The organism is Gardnerella sp. DNF01195 (assembly GCF_049244175.1).
Classification (GTDB): Bacteria; Actinomycetota; Actinomycetes; order Actinomycetales; family Bifidobacteriaceae; genus Bifidobacterium; species Bifidobacterium leopoldii.
Genome location: NZ_CP058383.1, coordinates 198,757 through 214,688 on the forward strand (window position 1 = coordinate 198,757; position 15,932 = coordinate 214,688).

12 protein-coding genes are annotated in these 15,932 nt (G+C 47.3%); 11 read left to right on the forward strand and 1 reads right to left on the reverse strand.

All coding sequences use genetic code 11. From position 1 onward, the window contains the following. Position 1: 1 nt before the first annotated feature. From HXT43_RS00775 to HXT43_RS00800, 6 genes are all read left to right on the forward strand, one after another. Positions 2–997, forward strand: a complete 996-nt coding sequence (locus HXT43_RS00775; RefSeq protein ID WP_004106227.1) for an NAD(P)H-dependent glycerol-3-phosphate dehydrogenase — start codon at positions 2–4, stop codon at positions 995–997. Positions 998–1,069: 72 nt separating this feature from the next. After that, positions 1,070–2,212, forward strand: a complete 1,143-nt coding sequence (locus HXT43_RS00780) for a D-alanine--D-alanine ligase family protein (protein WP_064340517.1) — start codon at positions 1,070–1,072, stop codon at positions 2,210–2,212. A gap of 92 nt (positions 2,213–2,304) precedes the next feature. Then, positions 2,305–3,297, forward strand: coding sequence for a CPBP family intramembrane glutamic endopeptidase (locus HXT43_RS00785; protein ID WP_004118563.1), 993 nt, complete (start codon positions 2,305–2,307; stop codon positions 3,295–3,297). Between the two features lie 61 nt (positions 3,298–3,358). Continuing rightward, the gene (locus HXT43_RS00790; RefSeq protein ID WP_415707076.1) at positions 3,359–4,732 is read left to right on the forward strand and encodes a homoserine dehydrogenase; all 1,374 of its coding nucleotides are present in this window, start codon (positions 3,359–3,361) and stop codon (positions 4,730–4,732) included. A gap of 18 nt (positions 4,733–4,750) precedes the next feature. Continuing rightward, positions 4,751–5,827, forward strand: a complete 1,077-nt coding sequence (thrB, locus tag HXT43_RS00795; protein ID WP_116442848.1) for a homoserine kinase — start codon at positions 4,751–4,753, stop codon at positions 5,825–5,827. A 33-nt stretch (positions 5,828–5,860) separates the two neighbouring features. Beyond that, positions 5,861–7,300: a Maf family nucleotide pyrophosphatase gene (locus HXT43_RS00800; protein ID WP_116442847.1), complete on the forward strand. Its 1,440-nt coding sequence runs from the start codon at positions 5,861–5,863 to the stop codon at positions 7,298–7,300. A 221-nt stretch (positions 7,301–7,521) separates the two neighbouring features. Here HXT43_RS00800 and HXT43_RS00805 read toward each other — a convergent pair whose 3' ends face one another. Further along, a complete protein-coding gene (locus HXT43_RS00805) occupies positions 7,522–8,463 on the reverse strand; it encodes an AEC family transporter (RefSeq protein WP_004106240.1) in 942 nt (313 codons plus the stop codon). A gap of 394 nt (positions 8,464–8,857) precedes the next feature. Here HXT43_RS00805 and HXT43_RS00810 point away from each other — a divergent pair, with 394 nt between their 5' ends. From HXT43_RS00810 to proB, 5 genes are all read left to right on the forward strand, one after another. Then, positions 8,858–12,163: an Rne/Rng family ribonuclease gene (locus HXT43_RS00810; RefSeq protein WP_174143540.1), complete on the forward strand. Its 3,306-nt coding sequence runs from the start codon at positions 8,858–8,860 to the stop codon at positions 12,161–12,163. A 174-nt stretch (positions 12,164–12,337) separates the two neighbouring features. Then, entirely contained in the window at positions 12,338–12,646 is a 309-nt protein-coding gene (rplU, locus tag HXT43_RS00815) for a 50S ribosomal protein L21 (protein ID WP_004111933.1), read from the forward strand. Positions 12,647–12,679: 33 nt separating this feature from the next. Continuing rightward, positions 12,680–12,931 carry a 50S ribosomal protein L27 gene (rpmA, locus tag HXT43_RS00820; protein ID WP_004106248.1) on the forward strand — a complete coding sequence of 84 codons (252 nt, stop codon included), beginning with the start codon at positions 12,680–12,682 and terminating at the stop codon, positions 12,929–12,931. 147 nt (positions 12,932–13,078) lie between these two features. Then, positions 13,079–14,761: a GTPase ObgE gene (gene obgE / locus HXT43_RS00825; RefSeq protein WP_004118573.1), complete on the forward strand. Its 1,683-nt coding sequence runs from the start codon at positions 13,079–13,081 to the stop codon at positions 14,759–14,761. 25 nt (positions 14,762–14,786) lie between these two features. After that, the gene (proB, locus tag HXT43_RS00830; protein ID WP_004106251.1) at positions 14,787–15,932 is read left to right on the forward strand and encodes a glutamate 5-kinase; all 1,146 of its coding nucleotides are present in this window, start codon (positions 14,787–14,789) and stop codon (positions 15,930–15,932) included.

Consider the following 15,932-nt stretch of genomic DNA (forward strand, 5'->3'; position numbering starts at 1 on the left):
CATGAACGTTACGGTGTTGGGTGCTGGTGCTTGGGGAACTGCGTTTGGACAAGTACTTGCGGATGCAGGAAATCAAGTGACAATGTGGGCAATAGAGCCGGAAATTGTTGAAGGAATTCGCGATCATCATCATAATGGCGTGCGTCTGCCTAGCGTAGAAAAACTTCCAGAAAACATGACTGCAACTGGGGATCGAGCAGAGGCTGTTGCGAATGCGGATATTGTAGTCGTGGCGATTGCGGCACAGTTTGCTCGCGTTGCGTTGGAAGGTTTTGTGGGTTTGATTCCACAAAATGCGATCGTTGTTTCGCTTATGAAAGGCATTGAGCGCACAACCGGCAAACGTATGGATGAAGTTGTGTGCGAAGCTTTGAACTTACCGCGTAACCGTTTTGCTGCACTTTCCGGACCAAACTTGAGCAAGGAAGTTGCATCTCGCCACCCGGCTGCAGCAGTAGTTGCTTGCGCAGAAAAATCTCAGGCAGAAGTAGTTGCAAAAGCATGCTCAAACAGCTACTTTAAAGCATTTGTGTCAACAGACGTAATCGGCGTAGAAATGTGTGGCTCGCTTAAAAACGTGGTTGCGCTCGCAGTTGGTATGGCTCGAGGCGCAGGATATGGCGAAAACACGGCGGCTATGATTGAAACGCGCGGTTTGGCAGAATTGACGGCATTGGGCGTAGCAGAAGGCGCAGATTCGCGCACTTTTGCAGGTCTTGCTGGCTTTGGTGATTTAGTTGCAACTTGTGGATCTCCTCTAAGCCGCAACTATACTTTCGGTGCAAATCTTGGAAAAGGCATGAGCGTTGAAGAAGCAACTGCCGTAAGCAATGGTGTTGCAGAAGGCGTGCCAACCACAAGTGCAGTAGTTGCAATGGGCAAGCGTTTGGGTGTTGCAACTCCGCTTGCAAGTGCAATGGCTCGCGTGCTTGAAGAAGGAATTTCCTGCCAAGAAATGCTCGCAATGCTTTTCGACGACGATGTTTGCGAAGAGTAAGTAGCGTTTGCAAAAATAATCAAAACTAATCCAAAATAACTAGAATAATTCAAAAATATATAAAGGAAAAAAATGACGAAAAAGCGTGTAGTGTTCTTGTATGGCGGTAAGGCAGACGAACATTCGATTTCTTGCATATCTGCTGCTGGAGTGCTCAGTGCTGTAGACGAAAATCGTTTTGACATTGTGCGGATCGCAATCACAAAACAAGGCGAATGGATTGTTGGTGGTGAAGATCCTCGTAACTTCCGCATGGAAGAAGGCGAGTTGCCAGTAATCACAAAAACCGCTGGAACGCGTGATGTTGTGCTTGACCCTGCAAAGGGTGCAGACGGATTCTTGGTGCGAAAAGCGGACGACACGCTTGAAAGTTTAGGTCATATCGACGCTGTTTTCCCAGTTCTTCACGGACCAAACGGTGAAGATGGCACTTTGCAAGGTTTGCTAGAAATGATGCAAGTGCCGTACGTCGGTTGCGGAGTGTTGGCTTCGGCTGCATGCATGGATAAATACTACGCAAAGCAGCTGTTTAAGGCTGCCGGAATTGATGTCGCTCCGGGGATTGCGTTGGATGCTAGAAAATTTGCAAGTGACTCGACGAATCGCTTTGCTGCGTACGCAAACGAAATGCTTGCGCAAGTTGAGGCAGCAAAACTCGAGTATCCGCTTTTTGTAAAACCAAGCCGTGCAGGATCTAGTTTTGGCGTAACAAAAGTGGAATCGCATGATGCTGAGGCTTTAGCACAAGCCGTTTTTGAAGCTTCGAAGCACGATTGGCGAGTGCTAGTAGAGCAAGGAATTAACGCGCGCGAGATCGAGTGTGCGGTTCTTGCAGCTCGCGATGGCGAGGAGCCGAAAGTAAGTTTGCCAGGTGAAATTGTGTTAGACAAGCGTCGGGCTGGCGAAGATCAGTTCTACGATTTTGATAGCAAATACATGGATTCCGCGGCTTCGCACGTGGAAGTTCCAGCAGATCTTCCTGCGGAAACTTTGGAGCTCGTGCGTAAAACAGCGCTCGCAGCATTCAAAGCAGCAGACGGTAGAGGATTAAGCCGTGTTGATTCGTTCGTGACTCCTGAAGGTCATGTGATGATCAACGAAATCAATACAATGCCTGGGTTTACGCCAATCTCCATGTATCCAAAAGCTTGGGAAGCAACCGGAATAAGCTATGGCGATTTAATTACGAAGCTTATTGAGGGTGTGCTTAAGTAAGTGTGAATAACGCAAGTAGCGCAAACTTAATACGAATTCAATAAAAAGCGAAAAATCACGATAAAGCGTAAAGAATAACAAAAGGAATGAGTATGCAAGAGATACAACATGACGACACATATTTGTTGGCGCGAAAGCGGCAGGGAACTATTGGAATGTCATTATGCATGTTCATGGTTGTGTGGATTGCTGCTGCATATGCATTAGGTATGTGCTTTCCGTATTTTTTGCCTAAAGAATTTTTAGAAAAATCTATTGCAACAATATTAGTGTCTGACATTGCGCAATATTTAATAGCGCTTCCTATTGCAATGCTGATTATGCGAGCAGTACCAACTCTTGCGTCGCGTGAATTTTCTATGTCTTTGCGTCAATTTTTGGGATTCTACGCAGTTAGTGTGCCAGTTATGTATGGAGGAAACTTAATTGGTACAACATTAGCTTCAATTATTACAGACGGTAAAGCAGAAAATCGTATTTCAGAGACTATTGTGTCTGGAAATATGTGGGAAACGTTTGTGTTCGTAGTGATTCTTGCTCCTATTATGGAAGAATGGTTTTTTAGAAAGCAAATACTTTCTCGATTGCGTGTGTATGGCGAAAAGAAAGCAATTGTGTTCTCTGCTTTAGCTTTTGCATTATTCCACATGAATATATTCCAATTTTTCTACGCTTTCGGGCTTGGGCTTATTCTCGGGTACATGTACGTGCGAACTTCTAAATTGCGTTACAGCATATTTCTTCACATGATTGTGAACTTCCAAGGAAGCGTTGTTGCTTTATGGTTACTAAAACAGATGACAGATGCAAACGGGAATGTTATAGAAATTGACAAATTATCAAATAAAGAGTTAATGGATTTGCCTTCTGGATTTGTGCTAGCTGGATTATATAGCATATTTGTGTTTGCAGTGCTTGTAGTTGGAATAGTGTTACTTGCTCGTAGTCGTCGATATTTAGTTTTCTTTGATGCGCCTTTGGAATTGCCTAAGGAAAATAATTTGAAATCACTTTATGGAACCGTAGGTGTAATTGCGTTTTTGATTATTTCTGTGATTCTTAATGTGATGATGCTTTTTTCGTAACTGCTATTTTTCGTAACGAAAAACAAAAATTCAAAATTCATGGCTTAAGGAGGCGAGTTATATGTTAAGCAAAAAATTAGCCAATAAAACTATTCGCGTTGGATTGCTTGGTGCCGGAACAGTCGGTTCGCAAACAGCGCGACTTATAGTTGAGCAGAGTGATGAACTTGCGGCTAGAATTGGCGCAAATATTGAGCTTGCAGGAGTTGCGTGCTTGCATCCGGAAGAAGTTGACGCTCCTTGGATTAAGCGTGATTTGCTAACTACAGACACTGCCTCTTTGTGCACCCGCGAAGACGTTGATATTGTAATCGAGCTTATTGGCGGACTTGAGCCGGCTCATACTTTTGTAAAAAGTGCGCTATGCCATGGAAAATCTGTTGTTACTGCAAATAAAGCGTTGCTTGCAAAGTTTGGTCCGGAATTATACGAGTGTGCAGAAAGTCACGGAGTTGACTTGTACTTTGAGGCGGCTGTAGCAGGAGCGATTCCTATTGTTCGACCGCTTCGAGAGTCACTTATTGGCGACGAAATTACGCAAATTTTCGGGATTGTAAACGGAACTACCAACTATATTCTTGACGAAATGACTGTGCGCGGACTTGATTTTGACTCGGCTTTACGCGCAGCTCAAGAAAAGGGTTATGCTGAGGCTGATCCAACCGGAGATGTTGAAGGTTTCGATGCTGCAAATAAAGCTGCGATTCTTGCAACTCTCGCATTCCAAATGCCGGTAAGTATTGACGATGTTTCTGTTGAAGGAATTAGCGCGATTGACTCTGAAGATATTGCTGCAGCGAGCGCGGAAAAGCGTGTAATTAAGCTACTTGCAGCAGTTGAAAGGCATTGCGACGGCGAATCAAACTCAGATGGCGGCGTAAGCGTTAGTGTGTATCCGGCGCTTGTTGGCGCGGAGCATCCTTTGGCATCGGTTCATGGCAGTTTTAATGCTGTATTTGTGAAGGCGCAGGCTGCAGATGATTTGATGTTCTACGGACGCGGTGCCGGCGGCGCTCCAACTGCAAGTGCTGTTGTTGGAGATGTTGTTAGTGCTGCTCGAAATCTTGTGCGTGGATGCGCAGGTTTTGGCGTGCCAATGTACAACAAGTATGTGCCGGCTTCTAGCGAGCAGACCAGAGCAGATTTTGTGATTCGTTGCAATATGGAAGATACTTCTTTGGCTTTGTGCAGCGAAGTTATGGATGTTTTTGCAGATCATGGCGTTGCAGCTGAGCGTTTGGCTTCGGCTTGTGAAGCGCAGTATGCGCAGACTGAAGGTGATTCGGATTGTCCACAGTGCGGTCTTGGTGGACCTGGCAGTGTGCGCGTGCTTGTGAGCGAATGTTCGGAAGCTGAGGTTCAAGCTATTTGCGAGGATTTGCAGAAGTTGGACGTTGTGTGCGAAAAGCCGCTAGTTTTGCGCGTTATAAAGTGAAAAGCTGCAGGTGATCGTATGAAGCCAGTATGTAACAGTGTTTCCGTGCGCGTGCCAGCAACTAGCGCAAATCTTGGTTCTGGGTTTGATGCAGCCGGTATTGCGCTTGATTATGCGGATTCTTTAGTTTTTACTCTGGATGATAATCGTTCTAAAAATTCGCTTGATTCGCTCGATTATGCTGGAAACGTGCGCGTAATTATTCACGGCGAAGGCGAGGATACGCTTCCAAAAGATGAAACGCATCTAGTTGTAGCGACTTTTCGCAAAGCTTGCAAAATATTTGGTCTGCCAAACTTGCGATTTACGTTAGAAGCGCATAATCGGATTCCGCAAGCGCGCGGTATGGGCTCTTCTGCAGAAGCGATTGTTGCTGCTGTTGCTGCTGCTTGGGCTTTTGCGCACGAAGGTGAGCTTAATCGTGAAGCAATTTTCGAAATCGCGGCCGCAATTGAAGGTCATCCAGACAATGTTGCTCCTGCAGTTTTTGGCGGTTTGACGATGAGCTGGAAGCTTGATGCTGGGGAAGGCAAAGGTTCTGTGCGCGTGGCTGGAGATTGCGAAGCTCCGCTTTCTACCGGTTTTCATACTGTGCGATACAAAGTTTCGCAAGATATTTCTGTGTCGGTATTCGTTCCTGATTTCGAGCTTTCTACAGAGCTTGCTAGGCGCGCGCTTCCGGCAAAAGTGCCGTATGGTGACGCAATATTTAACGTGTCGCGAGCTGCAATGCTTCCGGTTGCTTTTGGTGAGTTAAATAGCGATTCTGAAAATAAATTATGCACAGTAAAATCTGATATTTCGCGAAATGCGCTACTTTTTGCAGCAACTCAAGATGCTCTTCATCAAACGTATCGTGCAAATCTTATGAAAGATTCGTGGAAGCTAGTGGAAACGTTGCGCGAGCATGGTTTTGCTGCAGCGATTTCGGGAGCAGGATCGTGCGTTGCTGTATTTTATGCAGGAGATGCCGAGTATAACAAGAGTGCAGCTCAAAAAATCGACGCAATTGCCGAGCCGTGGCTTTCGCGTACGGGCTGGCGCGTTTTGCACGTGCCTGTTGATTCTACTGGCGTTGCAATAACTCGCGAATAAGTTGTGTGAAGTTGTAAAAGGGAAGGGTAAGGTATGACAGTTTCGTTGATTTTAGCCTCGCAGTCTCCTTCGCGTAGAGCGGTTTTGGCGGCGGCTGGCGTGATTCCGGTAATTCACGTAAGCGAAGTGGATGAGCCGGCGGCTTTGCGTGATGCCGCTAGTGATCGAGGTGCAAGCGTTGAGCAGTTGAGTGCTGAGCAGCGAGTTTCTATTTTGGCTCGCGCAAAAGCTCAAGCTGTGTACCATGCGTGGAAACGTGTGGCGGATACGGCTGCTTCGGCTAGTGGCGATTTAGTTGTGGGGTATCCGCTGGAAGCTGAAACTGAATCTTCTGAACTTGCAGAAACTGCGAAATCTGCTGGTAATGCTTTAGCAAGCGATTCGCAATCAGACGTAACGCATAACGTAGATACGGCGCAAACTCGCGATTTTTCAGGCGTTACTGTTCCTACAAAAACTTTCGATATTCACGATTTTGCATATAGAAATAAATCTTCTCATGATTGTAGCGGTGTGCTGATTGTTGGCTGCGATTCCATGTTCTTACTCGATGGTGAGTGCTACGGAAAGCCGCATACTCCTGAAGTGGCATTTGAGAGAATCAAGCAGATGAGCGGAAAAACAGGACAATTGTGGACTGGCCACTGCTTAATCGACGCAAAAACCGGCAAAACTATTTGCAAAACAAGTCATGCAAGCGTAACTTTTGCGCAAATGAGTGACGCGGAAATTCGCGCGTATGTAGCAACTGGTGAACCTCTAGAAGTTGCAGGATCCTTTACACTAGAAGGTTTTGGCGGAGCTTTTATTGAAAGCATTAATGGAGATCCTCACGGTGTTCTTGGAATCAGCTTGCCGCTGCTGAGACAAATGGTTTCAGAGCTTGGATATGCTTGGCCGGATTTGTGGAATAAGGAAAGCTTGGAAGAAACTGGCGAAAAGAATGATCCGACTTCCACGGAAGTGCCTAAAGAAAATGTGCATCAGCCGGGAGATGGCTGGGTGCATTGCGATTGTGGTCGCAGGCATTGGGGTCATAACGGTGCTGCTGGAGTTCTGCTTGCTAGGCGAGATGCCGAAACTGGTCGCGTGACGCACGTTGTGATGCAACATCGCGCGCTTTGGAGCGCTGAAGGTGGCACTTGGGGCATCCCTGGTGGCGCAATTTCCGATGGAGAAAGCGCGATTGAGGGCGCATTGCGTGAGTCTTTCGAGGAAGCAAATATTACTTCGGGAGATATTGAAGTTGTTGGAGCTTACCGCGAGGATCACGGAAACTGGTGTTATACAACGGTTTTTGCGTTTGAAAAGCCGGGGCATAGTGTGGATCCTTGCGCGCACGACGACGAGAGTATGGAAATTAAGTGGGTGCCAATTGACGACGTGCCTAAGCTGAAGTTGCTTACGGCAATGCGCACGGATTGGCCGTCTTTCCGTGCGCGCCTTGATGAGTTAGCGCTCCGACATGCTTGAGCGCAGCACAGCGTGCGCGAAAGCAACTCGGAGCGCCGAGCTTGCTTAGGGTTGAAAGCGCGGTGTGCTTTCAACGCAAGCGAGGTCTGCCTTCGTCTCGATTGACGAAGGCAGGGCAGGTTTGTGTGGTTGGGTTTTAGAAACTGGGTTGTGTTTTGTGTGCGCTCCGACCTGCCTGAGCGCAGCATTGCGCGCGTAGGCGGCATAAACTGCGCACGAAATCATCCCAAAATTGCGGCAATTACGGCTATGCAAATTGGGCTAGTGACAGTAGAAAACAGTATGCCGTCGCGCGCAAAACTTAAGCCGACGTTGTAGCGCGCAGCATAATTGTAAACGTTTTGACCAGTTGGAAGAGCAGCTAACACAACGCACGCATACAAAGTCGCCCCGCGGAAACCCATCACAAAATAAGCTAGCAAAAACGCAATTGCAGGCATAATAAGATTTTTTAACACAGCAACCGTGGCAATAGCAGCTCGATTAGAATCTTTTTGCAAAGGCTTGCTGCCGTAAAGCGACATTCCAAAAGCCATTAAAATCATTGGAACTGCAGAATCGCCAATCATCTTAATTGGATCGTAAAGAAAATTAGGAACAGGGAAGTAGCCAACTTTTGCGGAAATTGCAGAAATAATAATTCCCCCAAGCGAACCAATTAAAAGTGGTTGTTTTAAAGGCTGCTGTGCAATGCGCTTGAGAGAACATTTTCCAGTAGTTGTAATGTCGAGAACAGTCAAACCAACAGGAGTAAATACAGCCTGTTGCATAACTAAAATCGGAGCAACAAGCGCAGGATTTCCCAAAATATAAGTCGCAACCGGCAAGCCAATATTGTTGGAATTTAAATAAAGAGAATTGAGAGCACCTATAGTGCAGTCAGCTGCAGGAAGATGGAAGCAAAAGCGATTAAGCAGAACGAACGCAACTCCAACAATCATCGCAGAAAAGAATGCAACAAAAATCGAAGAGTGAAAAATCTCAAAAATAGGCTCTTTAGAAAGTATTGCAAACATTAAGCAAGGGCTGGAAACGAAAAAACTTACGCGATTTAGGACCATTTGAGCCTGTGAACCGCCAACGCGCATGCGAGCAGTAACGTAGCCTGCAGCAATAACAATGCCAATTACGCAAAAGCCTTGCATTGCGCTGATTAAGCCCATTTCTTGCCTCCAAAATTCGTTAATCGCACGCAAATTGCATGCGTGCGAACCTATGCTGTAACTATAGGAGAGATACGCAACTTTTATGTGCGCTATGGATAAGTTTGAAATTATTGGAATTTTTAGTAACTGCTAATTGGCTTAAAAACAGCGATGCAAATTTTAATATTCAACGAGTCATATATTTGACTCGGCAATATGGCATACTAGAGAGCGGTGGCACTGCAAGCCGCCAGGCAATCGATGGCGTCGATCCCCTCGTGAGCGTTTTCCGAGGCTGGCGTCCGCTGTCGCGCAGCTAGACTTTGTAGAGAGCTTTGGGGTGGCTCGCGCACGTGCGTGCTTAACTTAAAGCCAGGGATGCGAGGCGATGCAGCGTCTCGTGAGGAGCATAGTGCCCAGAATAATAAGAGAACGCTTCAATGAATCTGAAGCTGAAAATAGTAGAACTGTGTCTAAAACCGCTACTTCTGCGGAAATGTCCGGAATAATGCAATCTACAGATTTTGCGGAAAGTAATATGGCTGCCGGTGATACTTTGCAGCAAAGCTCTGGCGTTACGCGTCGCCGTCGCGGTCGACGAGTTACTCGTGGTGCCGGTGCGGCTGGAGAAGCAATGGAACTAAAAGTTGAGGATTCTAGTGCGAAGAATTCTGAGCCGCATGTTGTTAAATCGCGCCCAATAACTTCGCTCCTATTCCAGGAGCCAGTTCTTCCTAAGGTAGTGAACGATCGTAGCGAGGAAAGCAGCAGTTCGCGTAATGACTTGCGTGACAACTCGCGTGATGGCTTGAATGATGATTTGCGCGATGATTTACGTGATATTTCTCGCGGAAGGCGCGGTGGACGCAATAGCCGTGATTCTCGTGATAGTCGTGATAGTAGCGAACGCAAGTCTCGTTCTGAAAGACGCGAGAATTCAAGCGAAATAAAGCGTGATAGTGGCAGAGGGAATAGTCGTGAAACATCGCGTGAAACAAGTCATTCTATGTATTCTCAAGATTCTGAGTACGCTAAGAATTTTCAGGATTCGCAAGATGATCGCGATGAAAAAACTCGCAAAAGCCAGCGTTCTCGCCGTTCTCGCAGATTGAATGCTGTTGAGCGACGTGCTGCAGCTGAAGTTGAGCAAATTGAAGAGGATCTTGCATACGACAATATTGTTTATGCTCCCATTGATACGCGCATCGATGAAACTCTTGATGTTAGCGATATTTTATCTGCAGAAAATACTTCGAATAGGCGTTCTAATCGTCGCAATATGTCGAATAACATCTCTAATGATGATGACGCTCGAAATGAAAACGGTGCAGTAGACAGCAGAGGCGGTAGCAATAGCAGAGATAACAGAGATAGCCGTAATAGCAGTGACGAAGGCGATAACAGAGGTACAAACGACGATTATAATGCGAATAATGGCAACGATGACGATGAAATAATGATTACGCGTCGCCGTCGTCGCCGTCGTAGCTCTCGCACTGATCGAAATGAAAGCCGCAACGGAAATCGCGATTTAGACATTGATATTTCAAATGATCTTGACGATGACGTGAATTCTCGCACAAAACGCACAAGTCTAGATGAAGTCTCTCAAGAAGATCGCGATTTAATTCCAGATCCAGAAGAACTTCGTGAGCAAGATGAGGAAGAAACTCTTTATACGCGTCGCCGTCGTCGCCGCCGTTCTAAATCCTCCGATGACACGAATTCCGCACCTTCTCAGGAAGAGTCATCCGACTACACTAATGCAAACGAAGACGACTTGACTTCTCGCCGCTCGCGCAAGCAGCAGTATATAGACGAAATTACGGATATTGAAGGCTCTACGCGACTTGAAGCAAAGCGCCAACGCCGTAGAGATAATAGGCGTGAGCGTAGCCGTCAAAACCTTCTTATGGAGCAAGATTTCCTTGCTCGTCGCGAAAATGTTGAACGATTAATGGTTGTTCGTGAGCGCGATCGTCATACGCAAATTTCCGTTATTGAAGACAATATTCTTGTAGAACATTATGTTTCTGATATTCAAGAAGTTGCTACTGTTGGAAATATTTATCTTGGGCGCATTCAAAACGTGCTTCCAAGCATGGAAGCTGCATTCGTAGATATTGGTCAGGCCAGGAATGGCGTGCTTTATGCAGGCGAAGTTAATTGGGATATGGCTCGTCTTGAAGGTCAACCTCGTAGAATTGAGCTTGCGTTTAAGTCTGGCGATCCTGTACTTGTGCAGGTTACTAAGGATCCAATTGGACATAAGGGTGCTCGATTGACTTCGCAAGTAACTCTTGCAGGGCGTTTCTTAGTGCTTGTGCCATCTGGCGGTATGACAGGTGTAAGCCGCAAGCTTTCAGATCGAGAGCGCTCGCGTTTGCGCGCTATTGTGTCGAAGATTGCGCCAAAAGATATGGGCGTTATTATTCGTACTGCTGCTGACGGCGCAAGCGAGGAGTCGATTGAAAAAGATTTAGATTCGCTCGTTAAGCAGTGGGAGCGCATTGAAGCTAAGCGCGAAGAATACTTGCATGGAAAGCGTCCTAAGCTGTTACAGGGTGAGCCTGATGTGGCAATTCGTGTTGTGCGCGATATTTTCAACGATGACTTCCAAAAGCTTATTGTGGAAGGCGAGGGAGTGCGTCAGCGAATTGATGAATATCTTGAGATGATGGCTCCAGATTTGCGCAGCAAGGTTGAATATTGGGATCCTGCTGAGCATGAAGGCAAAGACGTTTTCGATAAGTGGCAGATTGATAGTCAGCTTCGTAAGGGCATGGAGCGTCAGGTTTATTTGCCAGCTGGCGGCTCTATTGTGATTGATCGTACGGAAGCAATGACTACGATCGATGTGAATACTGGACGATTTATTGGGCGTGGTAAGTCTTTGGAAGAAACGGTTACTCGTTGTAATTTGGAGGCTTCTGAAGAGATTGCGCGCCAGCTTCGTTTGCGCGATATTGGTGGCATGGTCATGATTGATTATGTGGATATGGTTATGCCAGCGAACCGCGATTTGGTTTTGCGTAGGCTTTTGGAATGTTTGGCTAGGGATCGCACGAAGCATCAGGTTGCTGAAGTTACGTCTCTTGGTCTTGTGCAAATGACGCGTAAACGCGTTGGCCAAGGCTTAGTTGAAGCGTTCTCTGAAGAGTGTCCAACGTGCAAGGGACGTGGATTTATTTTGCACGATGAGCCTACTGTTTCTTCGGAATATGCGGATCCTTACGCGCTTAAGGGCGGAGATCCTTTTGTTAAAACAAACAAGTATGGTCATGGAAGCGCAACGGAACAGCCTGCTCCTGTTAAGCAGCAGGGTTCTAGCGCGGAAGTGAGAGCTAAGTTAGCGCGTATAGCTGCCGCATCTGTAATTACTGACGCAGCTCATAAATCTGAAGAAGAAACGCAGTATAGCAATTTTTTGAATTCTGACAAAGAGTCTGTATCTTCTAAGGCGGATGAAACTGGCGAAACTGCGGATGCTGGCGAAACTGCGGATGCTGGCGAAACTGCGGATGCTGGCGAAACTGCTGAAACTAGTGAAGTTGCGGAAACTAGTGAAGCTGATAAAACTTCTGAAGAATTAATTGAAAATAATTTAGAGGATACTACGCAAGAGATTGTTGGTTATACTTCGGAGCAACCTACGCAAGATGCTACGCAGGAAACTACGCAAGAAACTACAGAAAATGATGATTGCGCCTCTGAATAGTGACTAAGTATATGCCTTGAGTACAATATTGAATATTGTCTGCATTGACTCATGAATCTAGCGACTTGACGTTAGTACATGGGTAGGTGTATTTTTGATAGTCGGTGTCTTGCCGCGCGCGTTTTGCTGTGCGCAAGGCAAAAGTAAGCTTTCAATTGAGCTAAGGAACGAATTATGTACGCGATTGTGAAGGCCGGTGGCCATCAAGAGAAGGTCGAGGTTGGCGACGCCATTCTCGTGAACCGTCTCGATGCAAAGAAGGGCGATACCGTGGAATTCCCGGTCGCGCTCGTTGTTGACGGTGCTAAGGTGACCTTAAGCGCCAAGGATCTTGCTAAGATCACGGTGAAGGCAGAAGTCTTGAATGACGAAGCCAAAGGTCCAAAGATTAGCATTATGAAGTATAAGAACAAGACTGGTGTGGCTCGTCGCAAGGGTCATCGTCAGAAGTTGACTCTCGTCAAGATCACGGCCATCGCCTGATTGACGGTGTTATAAACCTGAAAGGACAGTGAGATGGCACATAAGAAGGGTGCGTCTAGCTCGCGCAACGGTCGCGACTCACAAGCGCAATATCTTGGTGTTAAGAAGTTTGGCGGTGAAGCTGTAGTGGCTGGCAACATTATCGTTCGTCAGCGCGGCACTAAGTTCCACGCAGGTCAGAATGTTGCTTTGGGCAAGGATCACACGCTGTACGCTTTGGTGGACGGCAATGTGAAGTTCGGTATCCGTCGCGACCGCAAGGTTGTTGACGTTGTTACCGCCTGAATTTTAGCTAAGCCAAAGCGCTTCAACAATAAGTCGACGATAATAACTCGGCGATAAAACGTTTAAGCCGCACCCAGTTCGGTGCGGCTTTTTTGTTCTCGCATGTTCCCGAGAATTTAGGTGTTTAGCTTCGAGTAAGGTAGCAGTATGAGTGATTTTGTAGACCGCGTAACAGTGCATGTAAAAGGCGGAGATGGTGGAAACGGATCTGCCGGAGTTCGTCGCGAAAAGTACAAACCATTAGCAGGCCCAAATGGCGGTAATGGCGGTGACGGCGGTTCCGTTATTTTTGTAGCTGATCGCAACGCAAACAGCTTACTTGACTACCGCTTCATGCCTCACCGCACTGCAGAAAACGGTACGATGGGCTTAGGTGACACTAAAGACGGTTCAAAAGGTGCAGACTTAGTGCTTCCAGTGCCTGTTGGAACTGTTGTTTTTACAGCACGCGGTGCCGCAGGCTCTCAAAAGCGACCTGGCGAAGTTTTGGCGGATTTGCAACATGTTGGAGACAAATTCGTTGTGGCGCAGGGGGGTGCCGGCGGTCTTGGCAACGCAGCACTCGCAAACAAAACTCGTCGTGCCCCAGGATTCGCACTTTTAGGCGAGCCTGGCGAAGAACGCGACGTAATTTTGGAACTCAAGTCTATCGCAGACGTAGCTTTAGTTGGATTCCCTTCTGCAGGAAAATCAAGCTTAGTTGCCTCAATTAGTGCAGCTAAGCCGAAAATTGCTGATTACCCGTTTACTACTTTGGTGCCAAACCTAGGCGTTGTAAGCTTCGGCAACTATCGCTACACAATTGCAGACGTTCCAGGCTTAATTCCAGGAGCTTCCGAAGGAAAAGGCTTAGGTCTTGAGTTTTTGCGTCATATTGAGCGCACAGAGATTATTGCGCATGTAATTGATTGCGCAACGCTGGAGCCAAATCGCGATCCAATTAGCGATTACCACGCTCTTGAGCATGAGCTTGCGCAATACGCTGATAAACTTGAGCTTCCGTTGGGTGCGATTCCAATTCCAGAGCGTCCGCGCATTATTGTGCTAAATAAAGTCGATGTGCCTGAAGCTAAAGAATTGGCTGATTTTGTACGCGGTGAATTTGAGAAAATGGGATTGACTGTATTTGAAATTTCTACCGCGTCTCACGAGGGCTTGAAAGAGCTTGGTTTTGCGCTTGGACGATTGGTTGAAAAGATGCGCGAGAAGCTCGCTGCCGAGGAAGCAGCACGAGAAGAAGAGCGTGTTGTCATCCAGCCGCTTGAGCAGCAGACTTCAGCTTTGCGTCGTCGCCGCGATGATGGACGTGGAAATAGCGCAGACTTTGAAATTAAGCGCGAAGAAGATAGGAATGGTGATTTTTGGTTCACTGTTACTGGCGCAAAACCTGAGCGCTGGGTTGTACAAACGAATTTTGACAACGACGAAGCCGTTGGTTATTTGGCGGATCGCTTAGCAAAGCTTGGTGTTGAGGATGAATTGCGCAAGAAGGGCGCGCGTCCAGGAGACGAAATTCGTATTGGCACTGGGAATCATATGGTTTGTTTCGACTGGGATCCAAGTATCGCTGCTGGTGCAGAAGGATTGGACGGCGCTAACTTGGGTGCGCGTGGTAAGGATTTGCGAATCGAAGCGAACGATCCTCGCGGAGCAAGGCGCACGAATGCTGAGCGTAGACGAGATTATCACAGCATGATGGATGCAAAGAGCGCAGTTCGAGACGCGATGATGGCTGAGCGAAAGTCGGGTCACTGGGCAGATCCTTCTGTGGATGACGATCGCCATGATGAAAATAGCTTGTTTGGTCGTGGAGAAGAGCAGAAAAACTAGAAAAATCAAGGTCAAGGGGAATCTTATGAATAATCCAGAAATTGAGCTTACCGAAGATGGGGTTCGGTGTTCAATTCGTGAGGCGCGCACAATCGTCGTAAAAGTTGGCTCAAGCTCACTTACGAGCGCGTCCGGTCAGCTGGATGTGCAAAAGTTGCGCGCTCTTGTGACTGCAATAAGTCACGCGCAAATGCAAGGCGCTCGCATTGTGCTTGTGTCTTCTGGCGCAATTGCAGCTGGATTTGGTTTGCTCGGCTTTAATGAGCGTCCTAAAGATGTGCCAACTCAGCAGGCAACGGCTTCAGTTGGCCAAGGATTGCTTATGGCTCAATACGAAGCTGCATTTTCGCAATTTGGTTTCAGAGTCGGGCAAATGCTTCTTACGGCGGACGTTACTATTTCGCCGTCGCGCTACCGAAATGCGCAACGCACAATGCTACGTTTGCTTGAGCTTGGCGTAATCCCAATAGTAAACGAAAATGATGCACTTTCTAGCAACGAAATTCGATTTGGTGACAACGACCGTCTTGCAGCTCTTGTAGCAAATATTGTGCGAGCGGAAGCTCTTGTGTTGCTTACGGATGTGGATTCTCTCTATACTGCGCCGCCTAGTGAACCGGGTGCTAAGCGTGTGAGTTTTGTGCCAGATGTGACGCGCGCGATTGAAGAAGTGAAAGTTGGCGCAAGTGTTTCGGGCGTAGGTACCGGTGGTATGGTGACGAAGATGGAAGCTGCGCATGTTGCTGCAGTTTCGGGAATTCCAACTGTGCTAACTTGCGCTGGAAATGCCGGTCCGGCACTGGCTGGAGATGCTGTTGGTACTGTGTTTGCGCCGGTGCATACGCGCGATTCTTCAAGGCGACTTTGGATTGGTTTTGCTTCGCATCCGCACGGAGTTTTGGTGGTTGATAATGGTGCTGCGAAGGCGGTTCGCGGAGGTCGCGCGAGCTTGCTTGCGGCTGGTATTGTTGGCGTGCGTGGCGAGTTTTCGGCGACGGATCCTGTGTGGATTGACGATGAGCAGGGTAACCATTTGGCTAAGGGTTTGGTTGCTTTTGACGCGGAGGAAATTCCGGAGATTATGGGGCGTACGAGCGATGAGCTTGAAGAATCACTCGGCCGTCAGTATGCGCATCCGGTTGTGCACCGCGACAATCTCGTGCTTGTGTGA